19 protein-coding genes are annotated in these 21,234 nt (G+C 72.3%); 13 read left to right on the forward strand and 6 right to left on the reverse strand.

All coding sequences use genetic code 11. From position 1 onward, the window contains the following. The first annotated feature begins 54 nt into the window (after positions 1-54). Both ACQE3L_RS06475 and ACQE3L_RS06480 read left to right on the forward strand, forming a co-directional pair. Positions 55-294, forward strand: coding sequence for a glutaredoxin family protein (locus tag ACQE3L_RS06475; protein WP_426962951.1), 240 nt, complete (start codon positions 55-57; stop codon positions 292-294). Then, on the forward strand, positions 291-824 hold the full coding sequence (locus tag ACQE3L_RS06480) for a cob(I)yrinic acid a,c-diamide adenosyltransferase (RefSeq protein WP_426962952.1): 534 nt from the start codon (positions 291-293) through the stop codon (positions 822-824). The genes ACQE3L_RS06475 and ACQE3L_RS06480 overlap by 4 nt, the downstream gene beginning before the upstream one ends. Before the next feature lie 67 nt (positions 825-891). On the opposite strand, the gene ACQE3L_RS06485 is transcribed toward ACQE3L_RS06480, so the two are convergent. After that, positions 892-1,305 carry an Lrp/AsnC family transcriptional regulator gene (locus ACQE3L_RS06485; RefSeq protein ID WP_426962953.1) on the reverse strand — a complete coding sequence of 138 codons (414 nt, stop codon included), beginning with the start codon at positions 1,303-1,305 and terminating at the stop codon, positions 892-894. Between the two features lie 96 nt (positions 1,306-1,401). On the opposite strand from ACQE3L_RS06485, the gene carA reads away from it, so the two are divergent. Beyond that, positions 1,402-2,463, forward strand: coding sequence for a glutamine-hydrolyzing carbamoyl-phosphate synthase small subunit (gene carA, locus ACQE3L_RS06490; RefSeq protein WP_426962954.1), 1,062 nt, complete (start codon positions 1,402-1,404; stop codon positions 2,461-2,463). Positions 2,464-2,498: 35 nt separating this feature from the next. On the opposite strand, the gene ACQE3L_RS06495 is transcribed toward carA, so the two are convergent. Continuing rightward, positions 2,499-3,329, reverse strand: coding sequence for an alpha/beta fold hydrolase (locus tag ACQE3L_RS06495; RefSeq protein WP_426962955.1), 831 nt, complete (start codon positions 3,327-3,329; stop codon positions 2,499-2,501). A gap of 112 nt (positions 3,330-3,441) precedes the next feature. Continuing rightward, on the reverse strand, positions 3,442-4,350 hold the full coding sequence (locus ACQE3L_RS06500; RefSeq protein WP_426962956.1) for a CehA/McbA family metallohydrolase: 909 nt from the start codon (positions 4,348-4,350) through the stop codon (positions 3,442-3,444). A gap of 117 nt (positions 4,351-4,467) precedes the next feature. Between ACQE3L_RS06500 and ACQE3L_RS06505 the strand changes: the two genes are divergently transcribed. The 5 genes from ACQE3L_RS06505 to ACQE3L_RS06525 all read left to right on the forward strand — a co-directional run bounded on the left by ACQE3L_RS06505 (position 4,468) and on the right by ACQE3L_RS06525 (position 9,862). After that, entirely contained in the window at positions 4,468-6,201 is a 1,734-nt protein-coding gene (locus ACQE3L_RS06505) for a Rieske (2Fe-2S) protein (RefSeq protein ID WP_426962957.1), read from the forward strand. 106 nt (positions 6,202-6,307) lie between these two features. After that, positions 6,308-6,967 (forward strand): HAD family hydrolase, encoded by a 660-nt coding sequence (locus ACQE3L_RS06510; RefSeq protein ID WP_426962958.1) that lies wholly within the window; start codon positions 6,308-6,310, stop codon positions 6,965-6,967. 96 nt (positions 6,968-7,063) lie between these two features. After that, on the forward strand, positions 7,064-7,783 hold the full coding sequence (pyrH, locus tag ACQE3L_RS06515; RefSeq protein ID WP_426962959.1) for a UMP kinase: 720 nt from the start codon (positions 7,064-7,066) through the stop codon (positions 7,781-7,783). Beyond that, positions 7,784-9,472, forward strand: a complete 1,689-nt coding sequence (gene lysS, locus ACQE3L_RS06520; RefSeq protein ID WP_426962960.1) for a lysine--tRNA ligase — start codon at positions 7,784-7,786, stop codon at positions 9,470-9,472. A gap of 6 nt (positions 9,473-9,478) precedes the next feature. Continuing rightward, positions 9,479-9,862 carry a DUF7573 domain-containing protein gene (locus ACQE3L_RS06525; RefSeq protein WP_426962961.1) on the forward strand — a complete coding sequence of 128 codons (384 nt, stop codon included), beginning with the start codon at positions 9,479-9,481 and terminating at the stop codon, positions 9,860-9,862. Positions 9,863-10,262: 400 nt separating this feature from the next. Here the strand turns inward: ACQE3L_RS06525 and mutL are convergent, their stop codons facing one another. The 3 genes from mutL to ACQE3L_RS06540 all read right to left on the reverse strand — a co-directional run bounded on the left by mutL (position 10,263) and on the right by ACQE3L_RS06540 (position 15,751). Continuing rightward, on the reverse strand, positions 10,263-11,960 hold the full coding sequence (gene mutL, locus ACQE3L_RS06530) for a DNA mismatch repair endonuclease MutL (RefSeq protein WP_426962962.1): 1,698 nt from the start codon (positions 11,958-11,960) through the stop codon (positions 10,263-10,265). Next, positions 11,957-14,770 (reverse strand): DNA mismatch repair protein MutS, encoded by a 2,814-nt coding sequence (mutS, locus tag ACQE3L_RS06535; RefSeq protein WP_426962963.1) that lies wholly within the window; start codon positions 14,768-14,770, stop codon positions 11,957-11,959. Before mutS ends, mutL begins: the two co-directional genes overlap by 4 nt. Positions 14,771-14,851: 81 nt before the next feature. Then, complete coding sequence (locus ACQE3L_RS06540; protein ID WP_426962964.1) at positions 14,852-15,751, reverse strand: COX15/CtaA family protein; 900 nt, start codon at positions 15,749-15,751, stop codon at positions 14,852-14,854. A 152-nt stretch (positions 15,752-15,903) separates the two neighbouring features. Between ACQE3L_RS06540 and ACQE3L_RS06545 the strand changes: the two genes are divergently transcribed. The 5 genes from ACQE3L_RS06545 (at position 15,904) to ACQE3L_RS06565 (ending at position 21,147) form a co-directional block, all read left to right on the forward strand. Then, complete coding sequence (locus ACQE3L_RS06545; protein ID WP_426962965.1) at positions 15,904-16,845, forward strand: HFX_2341 family transcriptional regulator; 942 nt, start codon at positions 15,904-15,906, stop codon at positions 16,843-16,845. 1,052 nt (positions 16,846-17,897) lie between these two features. Then, the gene (mvk, locus tag ACQE3L_RS06550; protein WP_426962966.1) at positions 17,898-18,914 is read left to right on the forward strand and encodes a mevalonate kinase; all 1,017 of its coding nucleotides are present in this window, start codon (positions 17,898-17,900) and stop codon (positions 18,912-18,914) included. Then, on the forward strand, positions 18,914-19,711 hold the full coding sequence (locus ACQE3L_RS06555; RefSeq protein WP_426962967.1) for an isopentenyl phosphate kinase: 798 nt from the start codon (positions 18,914-18,916) through the stop codon (positions 19,709-19,711). Before mvk ends, ACQE3L_RS06555 begins: the two co-directional genes overlap by 1 nt. Positions 19,712-19,809: 98 nt before the next feature. Beyond that, positions 19,810-20,847: an Mrp/NBP35 family ATP-binding protein gene (locus ACQE3L_RS06560; protein WP_426962968.1), complete on the forward strand. Its 1,038-nt coding sequence runs from the start codon at positions 19,810-19,812 to the stop codon at positions 20,845-20,847. A 3-nt stretch (positions 20,848-20,850) separates the two neighbouring features. Further along, the gene (locus tag ACQE3L_RS06565) at positions 20,851-21,147 is read left to right on the forward strand and encodes a DUF7976 family protein (RefSeq protein ID WP_426962969.1); all 297 of its coding nucleotides are present in this window, start codon (positions 20,851-20,853) and stop codon (positions 21,145-21,147) included. Positions 21,148-21,234: the final 87 nt, after the last annotated feature.

Consider the following 21,234-nt stretch of genomic DNA (forward strand, 5'->3'; position numbering starts at 1 on the left):
CCGTCGGCCGCGCCCGTGGCCAACCTTCATGCCGACGCTGGCCCAACGTCAGGCATGGCGATCACTCTGTACGCGCTGGACGGCTGTCCGTGGTGCGAGAAGGTCCACGACGCGCTCGAGACGGCGGGCGTCGACTACGACACCGAGTGGGTCGAGGCGCTCCACTCCGACCGCGACGAGGTCCGCCGGGTGAGCGGGCAGCGCGGCGTCCCGGTCCTCGTGGACGGCGACCGCGGCGTGACGATGTGCGAGAGCGCCAACATCGTGCAGTACGTGGAGCGCACGCTGGCATGACGATATACACCGGCCGCGGGGACGCCGGCGAGACGGACCTGCGGACGATGGAGCGGGTCTCTAAGACGGACCCGCGGATCGAAGCCTACGGCACCGTCGACGAGGCGAACGCGCTCCTCGGAACGGTCCGCCCGACCGGCTACGACGACGTGGACGAGGTGCTCGAGGCGGTGCAGAACCACCTCCACATCGTCCAGGCGGACCTCGCGAATCCCGACCCGGACGAGGACGACCCGCGCGTGCGCCCGGAGCACACCGAACAGCTCGAAGACTGGATCGACGGCTTCGACGAGGAGCTGGAGCCGCTCCGGTCGTTCATCCTCCCCGGTGGCGGCGAGGGGGGCGCGGCGCTGCACCACGCCCGCGCGGTGACGCGGCGGGCGGAGCGGCGCGCGGTCGCGCTCGCCCGCGCGGAGGAGACGAACGAGGAGGTCGTCGCCTACCTCAACCGGCTCTCGGACGCGCTGTTCACGCTGGGGCGCGTCGTCAACGCGCGGGACGGCGAGGTCGAGGAATCGCCGAGCTACTGAGATTCAGTCGCCCGACCGGCGGATCGCGACCGTCAGGACCGTGGCCGAGACGGAGCCTCGATCGGAGTCATCCGAGCCGTTCGTCGAGGATCAGCCGCGTCTTCGTCGACTTGACTTCCTCCATCTCGCGCGCCTGCGAGATCAGGTCGTTGACGGCGCGGGTGTCGACCGCGTCGACGATCAGCACGATGTCCTCCTCGCCGGAGACCTGCCAGACGAAGTCGACCTCCTCCCAGTCGGTCATGCGCTCGCCGACCGCGCTCGTGTCGACGTTCATCTGCACCGAGATCTCGATCATCGCCTTCACGTTCCCCGTTCGCGTCGTCACCGTGAACCGCTCGATGACCCCCTCCTCGGTCATCCTGTCCACGCGGTTCCGCACGGTCCCCTCCGAGGTGCCGACGCGCTCGGCGATCTCCGTGTAGGGGGTTCGTGCGTCCCGTCGGAGGATCGAGAGGATCTGCCGGTCGAGGTCGTCCATGCCCGAGTGTACGCCCCCCGCCACTTACTCGTTACGAATATCGTAACTCTACTTCGAACGACGCACTTATTACGCTTCCTCCGTACGTATCTCGTAATGACGGACGCCTACCTCGCGCTGGAGGACGGCCGCGTGTTCGAGGCGCGCGCGCGTGCTCCGGGGCAGACCCGCGGCGAACTGGTGTTCACGACCGCGTACACGGGGTACGAGGAGTCGCTCACCGACCCCTCCTACGCCCAGCAGGTGCTCACCTTCTCCTACCCGCTGATCGGGAACTACGGCGTCCGAGCCGAGCGGTTCGAGTCCGACACCGTCCAGCCGAGCGCCGCCATCGCCCGCGAGTTCACGGACGACGTGGCGGAGTGGCTGGCCGGCGAGGGCGTCCCGGCGATCGACCACCTCGACACCCGCGAGATCGTGACGAGCGTCCGCGAGGAGGGCGCGATGGCCTGCGGGATCGCGGCGGGCGAGGACGCGACGCCGGAGGACGCGGTCGCGGAGATGGAGGCCTGCGTGCCGATGAGCGACCACACCGACATCGGCGCGGAGGTGTCGGTCGACGAACCCGAAGTCCACGACGGCGGCGGCGACTACACCGTCGCGCTGCTGGACTGCGGCGCGAAGGGTTCGATCATCGAGAACCTCACCGCCCGCGGCGCGGACGTGCACGTGCTCCCGTACGACGCGACGCCGGAGGCGGTCGAAGCCGTGAACCCCGACATCGTGTTCGTCTCCAACGGCCCGGGCGACCCGGAGAACTTCGAGGCCGCGCAGGCGGTCGCGGAGGCGTTCGCCGGCGACGTGCCGCTGGCCGGCATCTGCCTCGGCCAGCAGATCGTCGCCTCGGCGCTCGGCGGCTCGACCGAGAAGATGGCGTTCGGCCACCGCGGCGTCAACCAGCCCGTCCGCGACCTGGAGACGAACCGCGTCGTGATGACGACCCAGAACCACGGCTACACGGTCGCGGACCCCGGCCCGCTCGAGGTGACGCAGGTGAACGTCAACGACGACACCCCCGAGGGGCTCGACAGCGAGGACCTCGACATCATCACGCGCCAGTATCACCCCGAGGCCAACCCCGGCCCGAACGACAGCCTCGACTTCTTCGACGACGTGCTGGACCTGGCGACCTCGCGCTCGCCCGTCACGGCCGACTGAACGCGGTCGGTCCGCTTCCGGCGGCTATTCCTCCACTATTCTTCCCCGCCGAGCCACGCGAGCGCGTCCCGACGGCGGTCGAGGAGCGTCCCGAGGTGGTCGGTCTCGGACGTGACGAGTCGGCCGCCCGTCGCCTCGACGAACTCCCGCGCGGGGCCGACCGGCGTGTTCTCGTCGCGCGTCCCGTGCCACGCGCGGACGGGACAGCTCGGTCGGCCGGGATCGAGCGAGCGGTCGCCGAACGCCCGCGTCTCGCGGGCGACGACGCCCGGTCCCTGCCGCAGCGCCTCGTGGAAGTCCGCCGCGACGGCCGCGGCGGTCGGCTCCGGCACGTCGCGATCGGTGTACTGGCCGACGACGGCGTCCGATCCGACCACCCGGGCGACTGCGGCGGAGAGTCGGAAGAGAAGGGGGACCGCGTACGGGACCCGGGAGAGCGTGACGAGGCCGTTGTCGGCCGGCGGGACGACGGTGCTGACCAGCCCGAGCCGAGTCGCCCAGTCGCGTTCCGCCGCCGCGACCGCGAAAGGCCCGCCGCCGGAGAACCCGAGGACGGCCGCGCGGTCGATCGACGCGGCCTCGCGCAGCGCCGTCAGGTCAGCGCCCCAGTCGCGCCACGTCCAGTCGCTCGGCGGCGGCGACGAGCGTCCCGCTCCCGGCCGGTCGGGGACGATCAGCCGGACGTCCGCCGCGGCGGCCGCCTCGTCGAACAGCGCGGCGAACAGCCGCGACCCGGGCGTGCCGTGATGGGCGACGACCGGGGCGCCGTCCGGCGCGCCGCAGGTGGCGTACGCGAGCGTCCGGCCGTCGGGGAGCGAGCACGCGTCGGTCGCGAGGGTTTCTCGCGGATCCGTCGTGGAGGGCATCGTCCAGCGCTTCGTGTCGCCCCATAAATGGGTTTGCGGTCTCGATCGGGCGGACGCGGACCGGTCGACGAGAGGAGTGAGACGGGACCGACGGGGGTGACGGAACCGACGCTCAGCGCAGCCAGGACGCGATCCGCGCGAGCCGGTGTGCGCCCTGGAGCGCGCCCACGCGGGCGGTCGAGGCGGCGCGGAACGCCGCCCACTTGGCAGTCGCGGCGCTTCTGACCGCGCCCGTCTTCGCGTAGTAACCCGACTTGCGCGCGGCCGCGATGGCGTAGTGGCGCGCCGCCATCGGGACCGGCGCGCGCTTGCCGCTGACGGTGGTCGAGCCCGCGCGGACCGCGTCGAGGACCTCGTCGGCGGTCACCTCGGCCGCGGACGCCGCGCCCTCGATCTCCACTTCCGTGAACGCGCGGCCGACGTACTGGAGTGTGTGGGCGTCGCTGGCGGCGACGCCCGGCAGGTCGTGGACCGTCGCGAACCGCCGCGCCTTGCGGTTGCGGTAGCCCGTGAACAGCCAGGCGTTGAACACCTCGACCGCGTCGACGCCGCGCCGCGGGGGGACGCGGTCGGGGGCCTCCGCGTCGGCGTCGCCGTCCCCGCCGGCGGCGTCTCCTGCCGCCCCGTCTGGTTCGTCGCTCGGAACCGGGACGTGTCTGCGCCGGACGCCGTGCCGCGACCGCTGGAAGGGGTGGGGAACGACCGCGACGCCGCCGTGGTCGTGGATCCACGCGACCGTCTCGTCGTAGGGGGCGCGGTGGGGCGGCATCTCCTCGACGCCGAGCGCGAGCAGGTGGCCGTGCGCGGTCGACACCTCCACGCCGGGGATGCCGATCAGGCCGTACTCCGGGGCCAACTCGGCCGCGCGGAGCGACTCGCTCATCGTGTCGTGGTCCGTGATGACCACCGCGTCGAGGCCGATGTCCGCCGCGTGCTCCAAGATCAGCTCCACCGGCTCGTGGCCGTCGTAGCTGTCCTCGGAGTGGACGTGCGGGTCGATGCGGACGGTGGCGCGCTGCACGGGGACCGATAGGACGCTCGGCTATATAAGACCGTCCGCCGGCGGCAGATACATAAGATAAACTACAAGAACGCGCTTCAGGGAACGGTTATGGCCCGGGATCCAGTACGAACGATCATGAGCGTTCCCGAGACGCACGAGGCGGCGGTCGAGCTGGACGAACTGCGGGAGTCGGGCCGCGAACTGGTCGCGCTCGACGGCGTGCCGATCGCGGTGTTCCACCACGAGGGCGAGGTCCGCGCGGTGAACAACCGGTGTCCGCACATGGGGTTCCCGCTCACCGAGGGGACCGTCGACGAGGGGATCCTCACCTGCGAGTGGCACCACGCGCGCTTCGAGCTCTCCTGCGGGAACACCTTCGACCCGTGGGCCGACGACGTGGAGACGTACCCCACCCTGGTCGAGGACGGCACCGTTTACGTGAACCCGAACCCGGAGCGCGACCGTCCCCCGGCCGAACACTGGCGGGAGCGGCTGGAGGACGGCCTCGAGCGGAACATTCGGCTGGTGATCGCCAAGTCCGCGGTCGGGCTGGCGGACGCCGGCGTGCCGGTGTCCGAGCAGTTGGAGGCGGGCGTCGCGTTCGGCACGCGGTACCGGCAGGGGGGCTGGTCGTCCGGGCTCACCATCTTCACGGCGCTGTCGAACGTCGCGGGGGACCTCGACCCGCAGGACCGCCAGCGCGCGATGTATCAGGGGCTGACCGAGGTGGCGAGCGACTGCGCCGACGAGCCGCCGAAGTTCGAGGAGGACGAGTTCGACACGCGCGAGGTCCCCTACGACCGCCTGAAGGAGTGGTTCCGCGACTGCGTCGAGGTCCGCGACCCGGACGGCGCCGAGCGGTGTCTGCGCACCGCGGTCGCCTGCGGCTACGACGACGCCGAGCTCGCGGAGATCGTCGCCGCGGCGGCGACCGACCACCGCTACCTCTCGACGGGTCACGCGTTCGACCACTTCAACAAGGCGACCGAGGCGCTCGACCGGATCGGCTGGGACGAGGCGGACGCGGTGCTGTCGAGCCTCGTGGAGAACCTCACGGGCGCCGAGCGCAGCGAGGAGCTGGCCGAGTGGCGCCGCCCCGACGACCTCGCCGGCATGTGCGAGGACCTGTTCGACCGCCTCGACGACCTCGTCGCGGCCGGAGAGGGCGAAGAATGGACCGAGCCGGACGACTTCACCGAGACGCTCCGCGGATCGGAGCCGGAACCGATCTTCGACGCGCTGGCGGCGGCCATCAGGAACGGCGCGACCGTGGAGCAGCTCGCGGGCGCGGTGGCGTACGCGGCCGCGACGCGGGTCGCGCGGTTCGGGACGAGCAACGAGTTCGTCGACTGGAACACCGTCCACCACACGTTCACCTACGCGAATGCGGTCCACCGCACCAGCGAGCGCGTGGACGCCCCCGAGCTCTACCGCGGCGTCGTCGACGCGGCCGTCAACGTCTACCTCGACCGGTTCCTCAACACGCCGCCCGCGCCGTATCCCGACCCGGCGCCGGACGCGGACCCCGAGGAGGCGCTCTCTGACCTCCGGCTGTGCTTCGAGACCGAGGGCGAGGTCGACGCGGCGGCGCGGGCGACCGCCCGCTACCTCGACGGCGGCGGCGATCCGGACCGGCTGAAGGCGGAACTCGGCAACGCGCTGCTGGTCGAGGACGCGAACTTCCACACGTTCCAGGCGCTGGAGGCGGCGTTCTCGCAGTACGACCGCCGCGACGACCCCGCGGAGCGCCGCCTCCTGCTCGTCGCGCTCGCTCGGTACATGGCCGCCCACTTCCCGACCCGCCGCGAGCGCGAGGGGACCTTCTCGATCGCCACGCGGCTCCACCGCGGCGAGTCGGTCCACGAGTAGGGCGCGGTGCGCGGTGCGGAGGCGCCCGTCACGGCCTCGTTCCGGCCCGAACCGGGGTGACCCGGCCGGTGAAACCTTTTTCCGCGCGCCTCGCCGACGTACGGCCATGTACGACGCCGTCGTGTTCGACAACGACGGGGTGTTAGTCGGTCGGACGCCGTTCGACACGCTCCGCGAGGCCGCCTGGGACGCCTTCGAGAGCGCCGGCGTGGAGGACCCGGACCTGGCCCACGTGGACGACGTGGCCGCGGGCGTGACGCCGGGCGACCTGGCGTCCCTATGCGACCGGTACGACCTCGACCCCGGCGAGTTCTGGACCCTCCGCGACCGGGTGGCGAGCGAGGCGCAGGTGCGCGACGCCCGGTCCGGCCGCAAGACGCCCTACGACGACGTGGACGTGCTCCGGGAGTTCGACGCCGAACTCGGCGTCGTCTCCTCGAACCAGCAGGCGACCGTGGACTTCCTGCTCGACCACTTCGGGCTCGACGCCCACTTCGGGACGGCCTACGGCCGCGAGCCGACGATCGCCAGTCTCTCGCGTAAGAAGCCCTCGCCGTACTACATCGAGCGCGCGCTGGAGGACCTCGAGGCCGACACCGCGCTGTTCGTCGGCGACAACGAGTCCGACATCGAGGCGGCCGACAACGCGGGCGTTGACTCCGCATTTATCCGACGGCCGCACCGGCGGGACTTCGAGTTGAGCCGCCAGCCCACCTACGAGGTGACGGACCTCCACGACCTGGTGAGCATCTGCGGCCGACGGTAGGGCGGCCGGAGTCGCTCCCGCACCGTCCCGCAACCGCCCGTCGCGCTCGGCGGGGCTTGATAATCCTTAAGAGCGGCACGGCGGAACTCATCCGTAATGAGAGTCGTCGTTTCTATCGGCGGGAGCGTGCTCGCGCCGGATCTCGATTCGGACCGCGTGGCGGCCCACGCCGACGCGATCCGGACGTTGGCCGACGAGGGGTGTGAGATCGGCGTCGTCGTCGGCGGGGGCGGCGTCGCCCGCGACTACATCGGCGCCGCCCGCGAGCTGGGCGCCAACGAGGTCCAGCTCGACAAGCTCGGCATCGGGGTCACGCGGCTCAACGCCCGCCTCCTGATCGCGGCGCTGGGCCAGCGCGCGACCCTCTCGCCCGCGGAGGAGTACGACGACGCGGCGGCGGCGCTCCGCCGCGGCGAGGTGGCGGTGATGGGCGGCGTGATGCCCGGACAGACGACCGACGCCGTGGCGGCTGCGTTCGCGGAGTCGGTCGACGCCGACCTGCTCGTGTACGCCACCAGCGCCGACGGCGTCTACGACGCGGACCCCAACGAAACCTCCGACGCCGAGCAGTTCGCGTCGCTGTCGCCCGCCGACTTGGTCGACATCGTCGTCCCCATGAGCCGGGACGCGGGCGCGTCCGCGCCGGTCGACCTGCTCGCGGCCAAGCTCATCGACCGGGCGAGCATCCGGTCGCTGGTGCTCGACGGCACGGACCCGGAGGTGCTGGTCGACGCGGTCCTCCGCGGCGAGCACAGCGGTACCGACGTGGTGCCGGAGGGGACCGCCGAGCCGACCTACTGGGCGCAGGAGGAATAGATGAGCGCCGACGACCGCCGCGACCCCCACACGCTGCCGACGGGCGACGATGCGAGCGAGCCGGGAGCGGAGGACGGCGAGGGCGAGCCGACCCATCACGCCTTCTGGGCGGACGCGGTCGCGGACGCCGTGGAGGCGCGCGACCCCGACGATCCGGTCGTGATCAAGGGCGGCGTCTCGCCCTCGGGGGTCGCGCACCTCGGCAACTTCAACGAGATCATCCGCGGCTACTTCGTCGCCGAGGTCCTGCGCGAGCGCGGTCACGAGGTCCGGCAGGTGTTCACCTCCGACGACAAGGACCCCCTCCGGAAGGTGCCGCGAAAGCTCGCGGACCCGGACGGCAACATCGTCGGTCTCGGCGAGGTCGACGCGGGCGCGCTCGGGCGCAACCTCGGCAAGCCGTACACGGACATCCCGGACCCGTTCGGCGAGAAGGAGTCGTACGCGGCCCACTTCGCGTCCCTCCTCAAGGCGGACGCCGACCGGCTCGGCGTCCCCGTCGAGATGGTCTCGAACACCGACCTGTACGCGGACGGCACCTTCGAGCCGGTGGTCCGCAAGGCGCTCGAGCGCGTCGACGACGCCCGAGAGGTCCTGGGACAGTACCAGGACAAGGTCGACGAGACGTACGTCCCGTTCAACCCGGTGTGCGCGGAGTGCGGCAAGGTGACGGAGGCGGTGACCGCGGTCGACCTCGAGGCCGGCACGGTCGAGTACGAGTGCACCGGCATGGAGGCCGGCGGCAACGAGATCGAGGGCTGCGGCCACGCGGGCACCGCGACGTTCCGCGAGGGGAAGCTCCCGTGGCGCTTCGAGTGGCCCGGCCAGTGGGGCGTCCTCGGCGTCGACTTCGAGCCCTTCGGCAAGGACCACGCCGAGGGGTCGTGGCCCTCCGGCGTCGACATCGCGGAGAACGTCCTCGACGTGGAGCCGCCGGTGCCGATGGTGTACGAGTGGTTCACGCTGAACGGCGAGGCGCTCTCCTCGTCGGCGGGCAACATCGTCACCGTCCCGGAGATCCTCGACCTGCTGGAGCCGGAGGTGCTGCGCTACTTCTTCGCGCTCGACCCGAAGAAGGCGCGCGACCTGAACCTGGAGCGGCTCGACCAGCTCGTCGACCGCTTCGACCGCTTCGAGCGCGCCTACTTCGGCGAGGTGGACGACGAGGAGCTGACGCGCTTCGCTGAGCGCGCCTATCCCTTCGTGGTCGAGGAGGTCCGCGAGGAGCGCGTCCGGCTCCCGTACACGTTCGCGGCCGTCCTCGGCATGGTCGAGGACCTCGACTTTCGCGAGCAGTTGGCCCGCGACGAGGGGCACTTCGACGCGGACACGCCCGACTGGGCGGTCGCGGACGCGCTCAAGCGCGTCGAGAAGGCCCGCGCGTGGGCCGAGCGCATGGACAACGAGTACAACTACCGGCTGCAGACGGAGCTCCCGGCGGCGGAGTTCGACGCGGACGTGGCGGCCGCGCTCGACGACCTCGCCGACTTCGTCGCGGCGGGCCACGACGGCGAGGCGATCCAGGGCGAGATGTACGAGACCGCCCGCAGACACGACATCGAGGTCTCGGACTTCTTCGCGGCCGGCTACCGCCTCTTCTTCGACGAGACGCAGGGCCCGCGGCTCGGCGAGTTCCTCGGCGAACTGGAGACCGACTTCGTCGTCGAGCGCCTGCGCCGGGAGGCCTGATCGACCGTGCCCGAGGACCGCTCGCTGGACGACTTCGCGGGCGAGACTGACGAGGCGGGCGAGACTGACGAGGCGGGCGAGACTGACGAGACGGCCGAGGAGGCCGACGCGTCGTCGGACGCGCCCGCGGAGTCGACGCAGGACGGTTCGGAGTCGGAGCGGACCGATACGGACTCGGGCGATGCCGCCGCCGACTCGGAAACCGATAGCGTCGACGCGGCCGAAGACCCGGAAGCCGACCCGGGCGACGCGGCGGTCGATCCGGACCCGGCGACGCCGACAGCCGACTGGACCACCGACGGCGTCGCCTGCGAGCGCTGCGGCGCGACCGTCGAGCGCCGGTGGCTCGACGACGGCGACCGCGTCTGTGCCGACTGCAAGGCGTGGTAGGTCGACGCCCGCGAACGTGACAATCCTCTTGTGGTTTTTTGAGCCGGCGCCACAAGGTTCTTATCATGCGGGTTGTTACCATAGGTCGAGAGGTGGTGCCCAACTGAACCGACGCTCGACACACGGACGACGCACGCGCACCGCCCGCCGACTGCCCTGAACGGGGACACGGACGGAATCGGCAGCCGATCCCGCGAGCCGTACAGGACTCGAGAACGGTATCGAACGGCGACCGAACGCGAGACGCACCGAACGGAGACCGCACGCGAGACGCACCGCCCGCCGACCGACCCGGCGGACGCATCGAGCGACAACCGCACGGCAGAGCCCGCATCGCGACGGACCGACCGCGCCGCGCCCCCCGCCGACCGCGCGGCGTTTTCTCCGGCCGACCGCCCCTTCAGCGCCGCGGGCGTCGCTCGAACCCCTCCGCGAGCGTCGCCTCCTCGACCGACAGCGTCGTCGGCCGGCCGTGCGGGCAGGCGAACGGGCGCTCGCACTCGCCGAGTCTGTCGAGCAGCGCGCGGGCGTCCCCGCCGTCGAGCGCGTCGCCGCGCTTGAGCGAGGGGTGACAGGCCAGGTCCGCCAGCAGCGCGTCCCGCGCGTCCGCGGGCGACTCGCCGTCGGCGAGCGCGTCGAGCGCGTCCCGGAAGGCGTCGGCGTCCGCCGCCCGGCCGAACGGCGCCGGGACCGAGCGGAGCCGAACCGTCCCGCCGCCGAACGCCTCGGCGTCAAAGCCGAGTCGCGCGAGCGCGTCGCCGTGCGCCTCGACCGCCGCGACCGCCGGGGCCGACAGCGACACCGTGACCGGCGGGTCCAGCGCCGCGGTCGGCACCGCCTCGCCGTCGAACGCCCGCCGCAGACGCTCGTAGTTGACGCGCTCGTGGGCGGCGTGGACGTCGATCACGACCAGCTCCTCGCCGGCGTCACACAGCAGGTAGAGGTCCGCGTACTGGCCGATCGGCTCGAACGCCGCGAACGGGTCGGCGCCGTCCATCGGCGAGAGCGCGGCGTCGAGGCCGGTCGCCACCTCCGCCTTGCGTCGGAGGTCCGCGCCGGTCAGCGCGTCGCCGACCGCGGTCTCGACGGCGTCGGCGACTGCGTCGCCGGCCCGCAGGCCGACCTCGCGCTTCGCGGGGTGGACGTTCGGGTCGACCGCCTCGGGCGGGAGGGAGACGGACACCGCCGCGACAGGCTCCCGTCCGTCCGGCAGCAGGCGCCCGTAGCCGGCTCGAACCGCCCGCGCGAGGCGCGCGTTCTCCACGGGTCGGCCGTTCACGGCGACGCGGACGTGGTCGCGCGAGGCCCGGGTGACCGAGGGGTACGCCAGCGCGCCGGACACGCCGACTTTTCCGTCGAGGTCCGCGACCGCGACGCTGGCGTCCAGCGCCGTCGACCGGCTGGCGACGTCGCGGTCGTAGACACCGAGCAGCGCGTCGCTCGCGCCCGTCCCGGGCGTCGAGAGCGTCTCGCGGCCGTCGTGAACGAGCGTGAACGCAACGTCCGGCCGCGCGAGCGCGTAGTCCGCCACGAGGTCGGAGATCCGCGCGAACTCCGTCTCCGGCCCCGCGAGCGCTTCCCGGCGGGCTGGACGGTCGCGGAACAGGTCCTCGACGGTCACGGTGGTGCCGCGGGCGCGGCCGGCGTCCGACACCGCGACCTCGCCGCCGTCCACGACGACCCGCGTCCCCTGCGCGCCGCCGTCGCCGGTGACGAGTTCGAGCCGGGCGGCCTTGGCGATGGCCGGCAGCGCCTCGCCCCGAAAGCCGAGCGAGGTGACGCCGACCGGATCCTCGCCGTCCCGGAGCTTGCTCGTCGCGTGGCGCTCCACGGCCAGTTCCGCGTCCGCGCGGCTCATCCCCCTGCCGTCGTCGCGAACGCGGACCCGTTCCGTGCCGTCTCCCCGGACCGCGACCTCGACCCGCCCCGCGCCCGCGTCGAGCGCGTTGTCGAGGAGTTCGCCGACGACCCGCGCCGGGCGCGTCACCACCTCGCCCGCCGCGATGCGGTCGACGGTCGCGTCGCCGAGCCGACGGACGCGGGCGTCGCCGGGCTCTTCGGAGGGGTCGGCCGGCCCGCCGCCCGACCGTCCGGTCATCGCTCCGCGCGCTCCTGCAGGTCGCGGAGCGCGTTCAGCGCCTCGATGGGCGTCGTGCGTGCCAGGTCCAGTTCCCGGAGGGCGGCCAGCACCTCGGCGGCCGCCTCGTCGCGGTCGCCGTCCGCGTCGGGGCTCCCGGCGCCGGCGTCCGCCGGCCGGTCGGGACCGTCGCTCTCCGCGAACGCGTCCAGCGTGGCGTCGGCGGGGTCCGCGGCCGATTCCGGCGGCTCCGGCGGCTCCGGCGGCCCCGTCCGCTCGCCCTCGTCCGTCGAGTCCGCCGACCCGACCGGCTCCTCGGGTGCCGACGACCCACCGCGGTCCGAGTCGTCGACGAGGTCGCGGGCCCGGTCCACGACCGCGGGCGGCACGCCGGCGAGCTCCGCGACCTCGACGCCGTACGAGGAGGAGGACGCGCCGCGGGCGACCCGGTGGAGGAACGTCACGTCGCCGTCCTCGCGGGTGGCGGTGAAGTGGAGGTTGCAGACGCGCTCGCGGCCGTCCGCGAGGTCGGTCAGTTCGTGGTAGTGGGTGGCGAAGAGGGTGGTCGCGCCGAGCTCGTCGTGGAGGAACTCCGCGGCGGCGCGGGCGATGGCGCGGCCGTCCGTCGTCGCGGTCCCGCGGCCCACCTCGTCGAGCAACACCAGCGCGTCGCCGGTGGCGTCGTGGAGGATCTCCGTCAGCTCGCTCATCTCGCGCATGAACGTCGACTGGCCGCCGGCGATGTTGTCGGAGGCGCCGACGCGCGTGAACACGCGGTCCAGCACCGGCAGTCTGGCCGCCTGCGCGGGGACGAACGACCCCACCTGCGCGAGCACGACCGCGAGCGCGACCTGCCGCATGTACGTCGACTTGCCGCTCATGTTCGGGCCGGTGATCAGCGCGACGCTCCCCCGCGGGAGGTCGGCGTCGTTGGGGACGAACTCGCCGGTCCGCTCCACGACGGGGTGCCGCCCGCCCTCGATCTCGATGCCCGCGTCCGGATCAGCGACGACCTCCGGACGGACGTAGTCGTGCCGCACCGCGACCGTCGCGAGCGAGGTCAGCGCGTCCGTCTCCGCGAGCGCGTCCGCGAGGGCCTGGATCCGGTCGGCCTCCGCCGCGACCGACTCGCGCACCTCCGCGAACAGTTCGTACTCCAGCGCGTCCGCGCGCTCGGCGGCGCCGACGATCTCCTCCTCGCGCTCCTTCAACTCGGGCGTGTAGTAGCGCTCGGCGTTCTTCAGCGTCTGTCTGCGGCGGTAGTCGTCCGGCACGCGGTCGAGGTTCGCGTCGGTCACCTCGATGTAGTAGCCGTGGACCTGGTTGTGGCCGACCTTCAGCGAGTCGATGCCGGTCCGCTCGCGCTCGGCCGCCTCCAGGTCGGCGATCCACTCTCGCCCCTCGCGCTCCGTCGCGCGCAGGTCGTCGAGTTCCGCGTCGAACCCCTCGCGGATCACGCCGCCCTCGGTTATCTCCTGTGGCGGATCCGGGGCGATCGCCTCCTCGATCAGGTCGCGCACGTCCGTCAGGGGGTCGAGCCTGTCGCGGAGGTCCCGGAGGTGGTCGGGGCGCTCGTCGAGCGCGGAGGCCGCGTCGTCTCCGCCTCCGGCTCCCCCCTCGCCGCCGGCGATCGCCGCCCTGATCTCCGGGACGACCGCGAGCGTGGCCGCCAGCGAGCGCAGGTCGCGGGCGTTCGCGCGGCCGCGAGAGACCCGCCCGACGAGGCGTTCGAGGTCGTAGGCGGACGACAGCGCCTCCCTCACCGCGTCCCGGTCGAGCGACCGGTCCGCGAGGTCGGCGACTGCGTCGTGCCGGGCGCCGATCCGGTCGACGTCCACGAGCGGGCGCCGGAGCCAGCGCTCCAGACACCGCCGGCCGAGCGCGCAGGCGGTCTCGTCGAGCGTGTCGAACAGCGTGTCGCTCGCACCGAGCCCGCGGTTCTCGAACAGTTCGAGGCTCCGGCGCGCGGCCGCGTCCAGCCGGAGATGGTCGCGCGGGTCGTAGCGCCGGACGCGCGTGACGTACTCCAGCGGGCCGTCGTCGCCCTGGGTGTACTCGGCGTACGCGAGCACCGCGCCCGCGGCGCGGAGCTCCGCCGTGCCGGCGAAGCGGTTCTCCGGGCCGGGGACGTACGGCTCCAACCGATCGCGGGCGGTCCGGCGCGCGAAGGCGTCGCCCGGTGCCGCGGTCGTCATCGGGTCCGCCTCCGTCTCCGCGTCCGAGAAGGGCTCGACGCCGGGGCCGGTCAGCAGCTCCGCGGGATCGACGCGGTCGAGCTCCTCCGCCACGGTCTCGCGGTCGCCGCCGGTGACCAGACACTCGCCGGTGGCCACGTCGACCGCGGCGAGGCCGTAGGCGCCGTTCTGGTCTTCCGCCGTGTCCCGCGCGACCGCCGCGACGTAGTTCGTCGTCCCGGACGCGAGCAGTTCGTCCTCGACCACGGTCCCTGGGGTGATCACCTGCGTCACCGCGCGGTCGACCAGCCCGGAGGCCTGCTCGGCGTCCTCGACCTGGTCGGCGAGCGCGACGCGGTAGCCGGCCTCCAAAAGCGAATCGAGGTAGCCCGCGGCGTTGTCGATGGGGATGCCCGCCATTGGGTACTCGCCGGTGGAGTCCTCGCGCTGGGTGAGCGTCACCTCGCAGACGCGAGCCACCTCCTCGGCGGCCTCGCAGAAGGCCTCGTAGAAGTCGCCGACCTGAAACAGCACGAGGGCGTCCTCGTGGGCGGCACAGCAGTCGGCGTACTGGGAGAGCATCGGCGTCAGCTCGTCCCGGGCGGCCGCCATCCCGGGCGGGAGCCCGGTAACCGTCGCGTGGTCCGCCGTTTGCATGCCAGCAACCGGGCGGCGGACGGAAATAAACGCCACGGACCGGCCACCCCGCGACCGCGGACCCGCGGCGAGGCGCGTTTCTCAGTCGTCGCTCGCGGGGGCACCGGGCTCGGAGGCCGCGGCGTCCGGCGTCGCCGCTCCGCGTCGCACGACGAGCAGCGCGGCGACCGCGCCGACGAGCGCGCCGACGAGCGCGACCTGGTTGATCAGGCGCCACGTCGCCGTGTAGAGCACGAGGTCGCGGCCGAGCAGCAGCGTGAGGAACAGCAGCGCGAGCGCGGCGCCCGCCAGCCCGCGGGTCCGGCGGGCGACCGTCTCCCGGACCGCGGCGTGCGGAGTCAGCACGACCGCCGAGAGCAGCCCGATGTGCGCCAGCAGGCCGGCCGCGTAGAACCACCCCTGCGCCCCCGGCGAGTAGGTCAGGAGGGGGACGGCGCGGGACAGCAGCGCGGTGACGAGCAGGCCGCCGACGCCGAGTCCGAGCGCGCGCCGGAGGTGCGCGGCCGTGACGGCGCGCTCGTCGAGGAACGCCCACAGCGTCGCCAGCCCGAGCAGCGTGAAGATGGTCAGCGCGACGAGCAGGTGGGCGGCGTGCGTCGACACCGTGTAGCCGCCGGGGACGAGCCCGCCGACCGTCACCGTCACCGCGCCGACGGTGATCTGCAGGGGGAGGATGGCGACCGCGGCCGTCGCCGCGAGCCGGACGCGCCGCTCCCGGTCGCCGAGCCAGGACCACGCCGCGAGGCCGATGATCGCGAAGCCGGTGCCCATCGCCCAGACGCGGTGGAACCACTCGATGAAGTCGGGGTTGATCGTCAGCGCGGGGATGAGCTGGTCCGAGCAGAGCGGCCACTGCGCCTGACAGGCCAGCCCCGACCCCGTCGCCGCGGTGTAGACGCCGAGGCTCACGAGCGTCAGCGTGACCGCGGTCGTCGCCGCCGCGTACCGCCGGAAGGTCAGCCACGCGGGCCGTAGACTCATTGGTTCGGGGTCGGGCGCGCGCGCACTTAGACCGTTCGGGGATGGCCGACGCGCGGGAACGGGACCGAAGGCGTTCGTGCGAGAGAACACGGACGAACGAGGCACGCGGGGGACGGACGCGGTTTTAACCCCCGCCGTCGTACCGGACGGACATGGAGACGCACGTCGTCCCGGTCGGCTTCGACTACGACCGGCTGATCGCCCCGCTCATCCGGGACCAGTTCGACGTGGACCGCGTGATCCTGCTCGAGGGGTCGGTCGGGAGCGAGGCGAACGTCGAGTACTCGCGGAACATCGCGCGCAAACTGGAGACGGACTTCGAGAACCTGCTCGGCGCCGAGACGGTCCGCGAGTCCATCGCAGACGTGTACGACTACGACGCCGCCTTCGAGCGCGCGTTCGACCTGATCAACGCGGAGTTGGACGACGGCGGCGACGTGTGGGTGAACGTCTGCTCGATGCCGCGCCCGGTCTCGTTCGCGTTCGCGACCGCGGCCCACTCGATCATGGTCGAGCGACAGGCGGACCGCGACCGCATCCACACCTACTACACCGCCCCCGAGAAGTACCTCGAGACCGAGCTCGCCGAGGAGCTGCGCGAGAGCCGCGACCTCCTGCAGGAGCTCCGGAACGCGGCCGAGGGCGCGGACGGAGCGGAGGGAGCGGACGCCGCCGTCGACCGCGACCGCATCGAGCGCCGGCTCGCGAGCACCACGTCGCTTCTGGAGGAGTTCGACGAGCGCGGCACCACTATCGGCGCGAAGCGCATCGGCGACAACCACATCGTGGAGCTCCCGGTCGCCTCCTTCCAGAACGTCAAGCCGTTCGAGGAGCTCATCCTGTTCACGCTCGGCGAGCACGGCGAGTTCGACTCCGTCTCCGAGCTGGCGGAGACGCTCGCGGCCGACCTCAACGAGGAGTACACCGACTCGTTCCGCTCGAAGGTCATCTACAACGTCGACCGCCTCGGCCCCGGCGGGAAGGGCTACATCGAACAGGAGGCACACGGCAAGTCCCACCGGACGACGCTCTCCCGGATCGGCGAGCTCTGGGTCCGCTCACACGCCGACAATCGGCGAGAGACGGCTGAATGAGGTGGTGACGTCGCTCGCCATACGCTGCTTTTAGAGCGATCAAGCGTGCTGCTGTGCTTGTTTCCAACAGCCAGAAAGCCCGCGACCGGCCTTGCCCTTTCAATCCGCCAGGACCCGGTTTGGCGAGTCGGTCGTCGCGACCGGTTTCTCGGTGATTCTCTACACCGGCTGTCGAGACAAGCGTAGCCTCTGACCCCCCAACCTCAGCCGCCCGCGGCCTCCGCGTTGCTCCGGCCGCGGTCGGGCTTCTCTCGCGGCGTTATTCGCGCGCGCCAGACGGTGGACAGCCGGCGAGGCGATGCGCTGTGAGGAGGCCGATTAGGCTGCACTCACGGCGGGAGTTCCGCCCGATCCGCGAAAAACGTTCGTTCGACGGCGGTGCAGTTGCTGTGCTGTTGGCGCGCGCTGCGGCGACCGCGGAGCGTGTCGCCGCGACCGCGCGAGGTCGCCAGCGCGCTACTGCACGCTGGCTGCTCGAAAATCTCCGATTTTCGGTGGAGGCGGCGGCGCGGCCGCCTGCGGTGTCTCCGGCGCGCCACTGCACGCCGGAGGCCAGCGGGACGCGGTTTGTCCCGCGCTGCGGTTTCGCGGCCGCGCCGCCGCCGAGGTTGGGGAGGTGTGAGGCTGCTGTGCGGTCGCGGTGCTGTGCGGTGCTGTCGCGGGGCGGGGTGGGACTGAAAGGGGCAGTCGGCTCGATCCGGCCCCGACGCCTCAAGCACCGCAGCGAGCGGTGTCTCCAGCGCGCTACTGCACGCTGGAGGCTCGCGAGACGCGGGTTGTCTCGCCAAGCGGAGAGCGAGGAGCGCAGAGTGTGTCGCGGCCGGTCGAGCCGGCTGGGGCTTTCTGGGTGTTACCGTTCAGAGCAGCAGGACCCATAACCGAGAAAGATCAGTAGTAGAGAGAGCCGGCTGGGGCTTTCGAGCTGTTGCAGTCCAGAACAGCAGGATCAACACCAGAACGCCACGCTGCATCGCCGTCTGACACATCGAACAGTCAGTATCCGCTCACGTCCAAGCGCAACGCCTGTTACCCCGGGGGCTGTGAGACCGCGTATGACCGTCTGTAGTGCGCCGGGGAAGGTCTATCTCTTCGGCGAACACGCCGTCGTCTACGGTGAGCCCGCGGTGCCGTGTGCCGTCGAGCGGCGCGCGACCGTCACCGTGGAACCGCGCGACGACGACCACGTCCGCGTCACCGCCGAGGACCTCTCGCTGGACGGGTTCACCGTCGAGTACGACGGCTCCTCCGAGGGGCGCCCGGACGTGGACGTCGAGCGGTCGCTCGTCGACGCCGCGATGGGCTACATCGACGCCGCCGTCGCGCAGGCGCGCGACGCCGCGGACGCGCCCGGGGCCGGCTTCGACATCACCGTCGAGAGCGCGATCCCCCTCGGGGCCGGCCTCGGCTCCTCGGCCGCGGTCGTCGTCGCGGGCATCGACGCCGCGACGCGCGCGCTCGGCGAGCCCCTCCCGACGCGGGAGGTCGCGGAGCGCGCCTACCGCGCGGAGTTCGAGGTGCAGGACGGGCAGGCCTCGCGCGCGGACACCTTCTGCTCGGCGATGGGCGGCGCGGTCCGCGTCGAGGGCGACGACTGCGAGCGCATCGACGCGCCGAACCTCCCGTTCGTCGTCGGCTTCGACGGCGGCGCGGGCGACACCGGCGCGCTCGTGGCGGGCGTCCGCGAACTGAAGGAGCGCCACGGCTTCGCCGCCGACACCGTCGAAGCGATCGGCGACGTGACCCGCGAGGGCGAACGCCTGCTCGCGGATGCAGCGCCCGAGAAGCGCCCCTCGCCGGACCTGCTCGACGAGCTCGGGGAGCTGATGGACTTCAATCACGGGTTGCTGTCGGCGCTGGGCGTCTCTTCGCGCTCGCTGGACGCGATGGTGTGGGCGGCCCGCGAGGCGGGCGCGTACGGGGCGAAGCTCACCGGGGCGGGCGGCGGCGGCTGCATCGTCGCGCTCGACTCGACCGACAGGACCGAGACCGCGCTCTCGTTCACGCAGGGCTGTGAGGAGTCGTTCCGCGCCGAACTGGCGACCGAGGGCGTCCGCGTGGAGGGCGAGTGATGGCCGACGACGCCGCGGCCGCCGGCGATTCCTCCGCACCGCCCGCGGACGCCCCCGTCGTCCTCAAGCTCGGCGGGAGCCTGATCACCGAGAAGGACAGCCCCGAAACGCTGGACGAACCGGCGCTCGACGCCGCCTGCGACGCCGTCGCCGGCGCGCTCGCGGACGGCGCGGTCGACCGGCTCGTCGTCGTCCACGGCGGCGGGAGCTTCGGCCACCACCACGCCAGCGCACACGGCGTCTCCACCACCGCGGGCACGCGCGACGCCGCGGCGGTGGCGGACATCCACGGCGCGATGAAGCGGCTCAACGCGCACGTCCTCGAGCGCCTCCGCGAGCGGGGGGTCCCCGCGGTGCCGGTCCATCCCCTCTCCGCCGGTGCTCGGGACGCGAACGGAGACCTGACGCTCCCGCTGGACGCGACCGCGACGCTGCTGGGGGAGGGGTTCGTCCCGGTGCTCCACGGCGACGGGATCGCGACGGCCGGTGAGGGCGTCACGGTGCTGTCGGGCGACGAGATAGTCGTGGCGCTCGCGGAGGGGCTCGCCGCCGACCGCGTCGGGGTCTGCTCGACGGTCCCCGGGGTGCTCGACGCCGACGACGCGGTGATCCCGGTCATCGACGACTTCGACGCGGTCGCGGACGTGCTCGGCGCCAGCGACGCGACGGACGTCTCCGGCGGGATGGCCGCGAAGGTGCGGGAGCTGCTCGCGCTCGAGGCGCCCGCGTTCGTGTTCGGCCCCGACGAGCTGTCGGCGTTCCTGTCGGGCGGCGACCCCGGAACGCGGATCGAGTAACTGTCGGCGCGGCGGTCCGCCGACCCGAAACTGCGCCCGTTCCCGCCCGAAGGCCCGGTTACAGAACCCTTATTCGGCTCACTCCCCTCGCCTCGGACATGGACGAAGCCGCGGTACGTGACCTCCTTCGGGAGGTCGAGGATCCGGACCTGGGCGACGACATCGTCTCGCTCGGGCTGGTGAACGATCTCGAGGTGGACGGCGACGCCGTCTCGGTCTCGCTGGCGCTCGGTGCGCCGTACGCTCCCCACGAGACCGAGATCGCGGAGCGGGTACGCGAGGTCCTGACCGCGGAGGGGCTCGAACCGCGCCTCTCGGCGTCGGTCCCCGAGGAGTTCTCGCCCGCCGAGCAGGTGATGCCGGGCGTGAAAAACGTCATCGCGGTCGCCTCCGGGAAGGGCGGCGTCGGCAAGTCGACGATGGCGGTCAACATCGCGGCCGGGCTCTCGGAGATGGGCGCGAAGGTCGGCCTCTTCGACGCGGACATTTACGGCCCGAACGTCCCGCGGATGGTCTCGGCCGACCAGCGACCGCGGACGGACGGGGACACCATCACGCCGCCCGAGCAGTACGGGATGCGCCTGATGAGCATGGACTTCCTCACCGGCGAGGACGACCCCGTCATCTGGCGCGGCCCGATGGTTCACAAGATCATCACGCAGCTCGTCGAGGACGTGGAGTGGGGCGAGCTCGACTACCTGATCATGGACCTCCCGCCGGGCACCGGCGACACCCAGCTCACCATCCTCCAGACGCTCCCGCTGACCGGCGCGGTCATCGTCACCACGCCACAGGACGTGGCGCTCGACGACGCCACGAAGGGGCTCCGGATGTTCGGCAAACACGACACGAACGTCCTCGGCATCGCCGAGAACATGTCCGGCTTCAAGTGTCCCGACTGCGGCGGCTTCCACGAGATCTTCGGCGCGGGTGGCGGCAAGCAGCTCGCCGAGGAGCAGGACCTCCCGTTCCTCGGGGGCGTTCCGCTCGACCCCGACGTGCGAACCGGCGGCGACGGCGGCGAGCCCGTGGTACTGGAGGGCGGCGAGACCGCGGACGCGTTCAAGGTGATAACCGAGAACGTCGCGAACAACGCCGGCGTCGTCCGCCGGCGCGAAGTGAGCCGCCGGAGGTAAGCGATGAGCGAGGAGGGCACCGGAACGGACGGCGACGCCACCGAGGCGGAGGACGATCCGGACTGGGAGATGGCGCCGGACTCCGACGCCGAGTTCTCCCCCGACGACGAGAAGCGGGAGCTGCTCCGCGCGGTCGCCGAGGACGTCCGCGGCGACAGCTCCGAGAGCAGGCAGGTCGCGGCGATCCTCTACCGCGTCTCCGACCTGTACGACCCGGACGAGGACACCTCACCCGAGGAGATCTACCTCAACGTCCGCCACATCATGGACATCAAGGCGCAGGGCGGCATCGACCGGTAGGGCGTCCGTCCGCCGCCGGCGCCGCCAACACCGTCGCCGCCAACACCGTCGCCGCGACGCGCGGGACGGCCGCACGTCCGGGGGAGA

It is taken from the genome of Haloparvum alkalitolerans (assembly GCF_050122995.1).
In the GTDB taxonomy this organism is placed as follows: domain Archaea; phylum Halobacteriota; class Halobacteria; order Halobacteriales; family Haloferacaceae; genus Haloparvum; species Haloparvum alkalitolerans.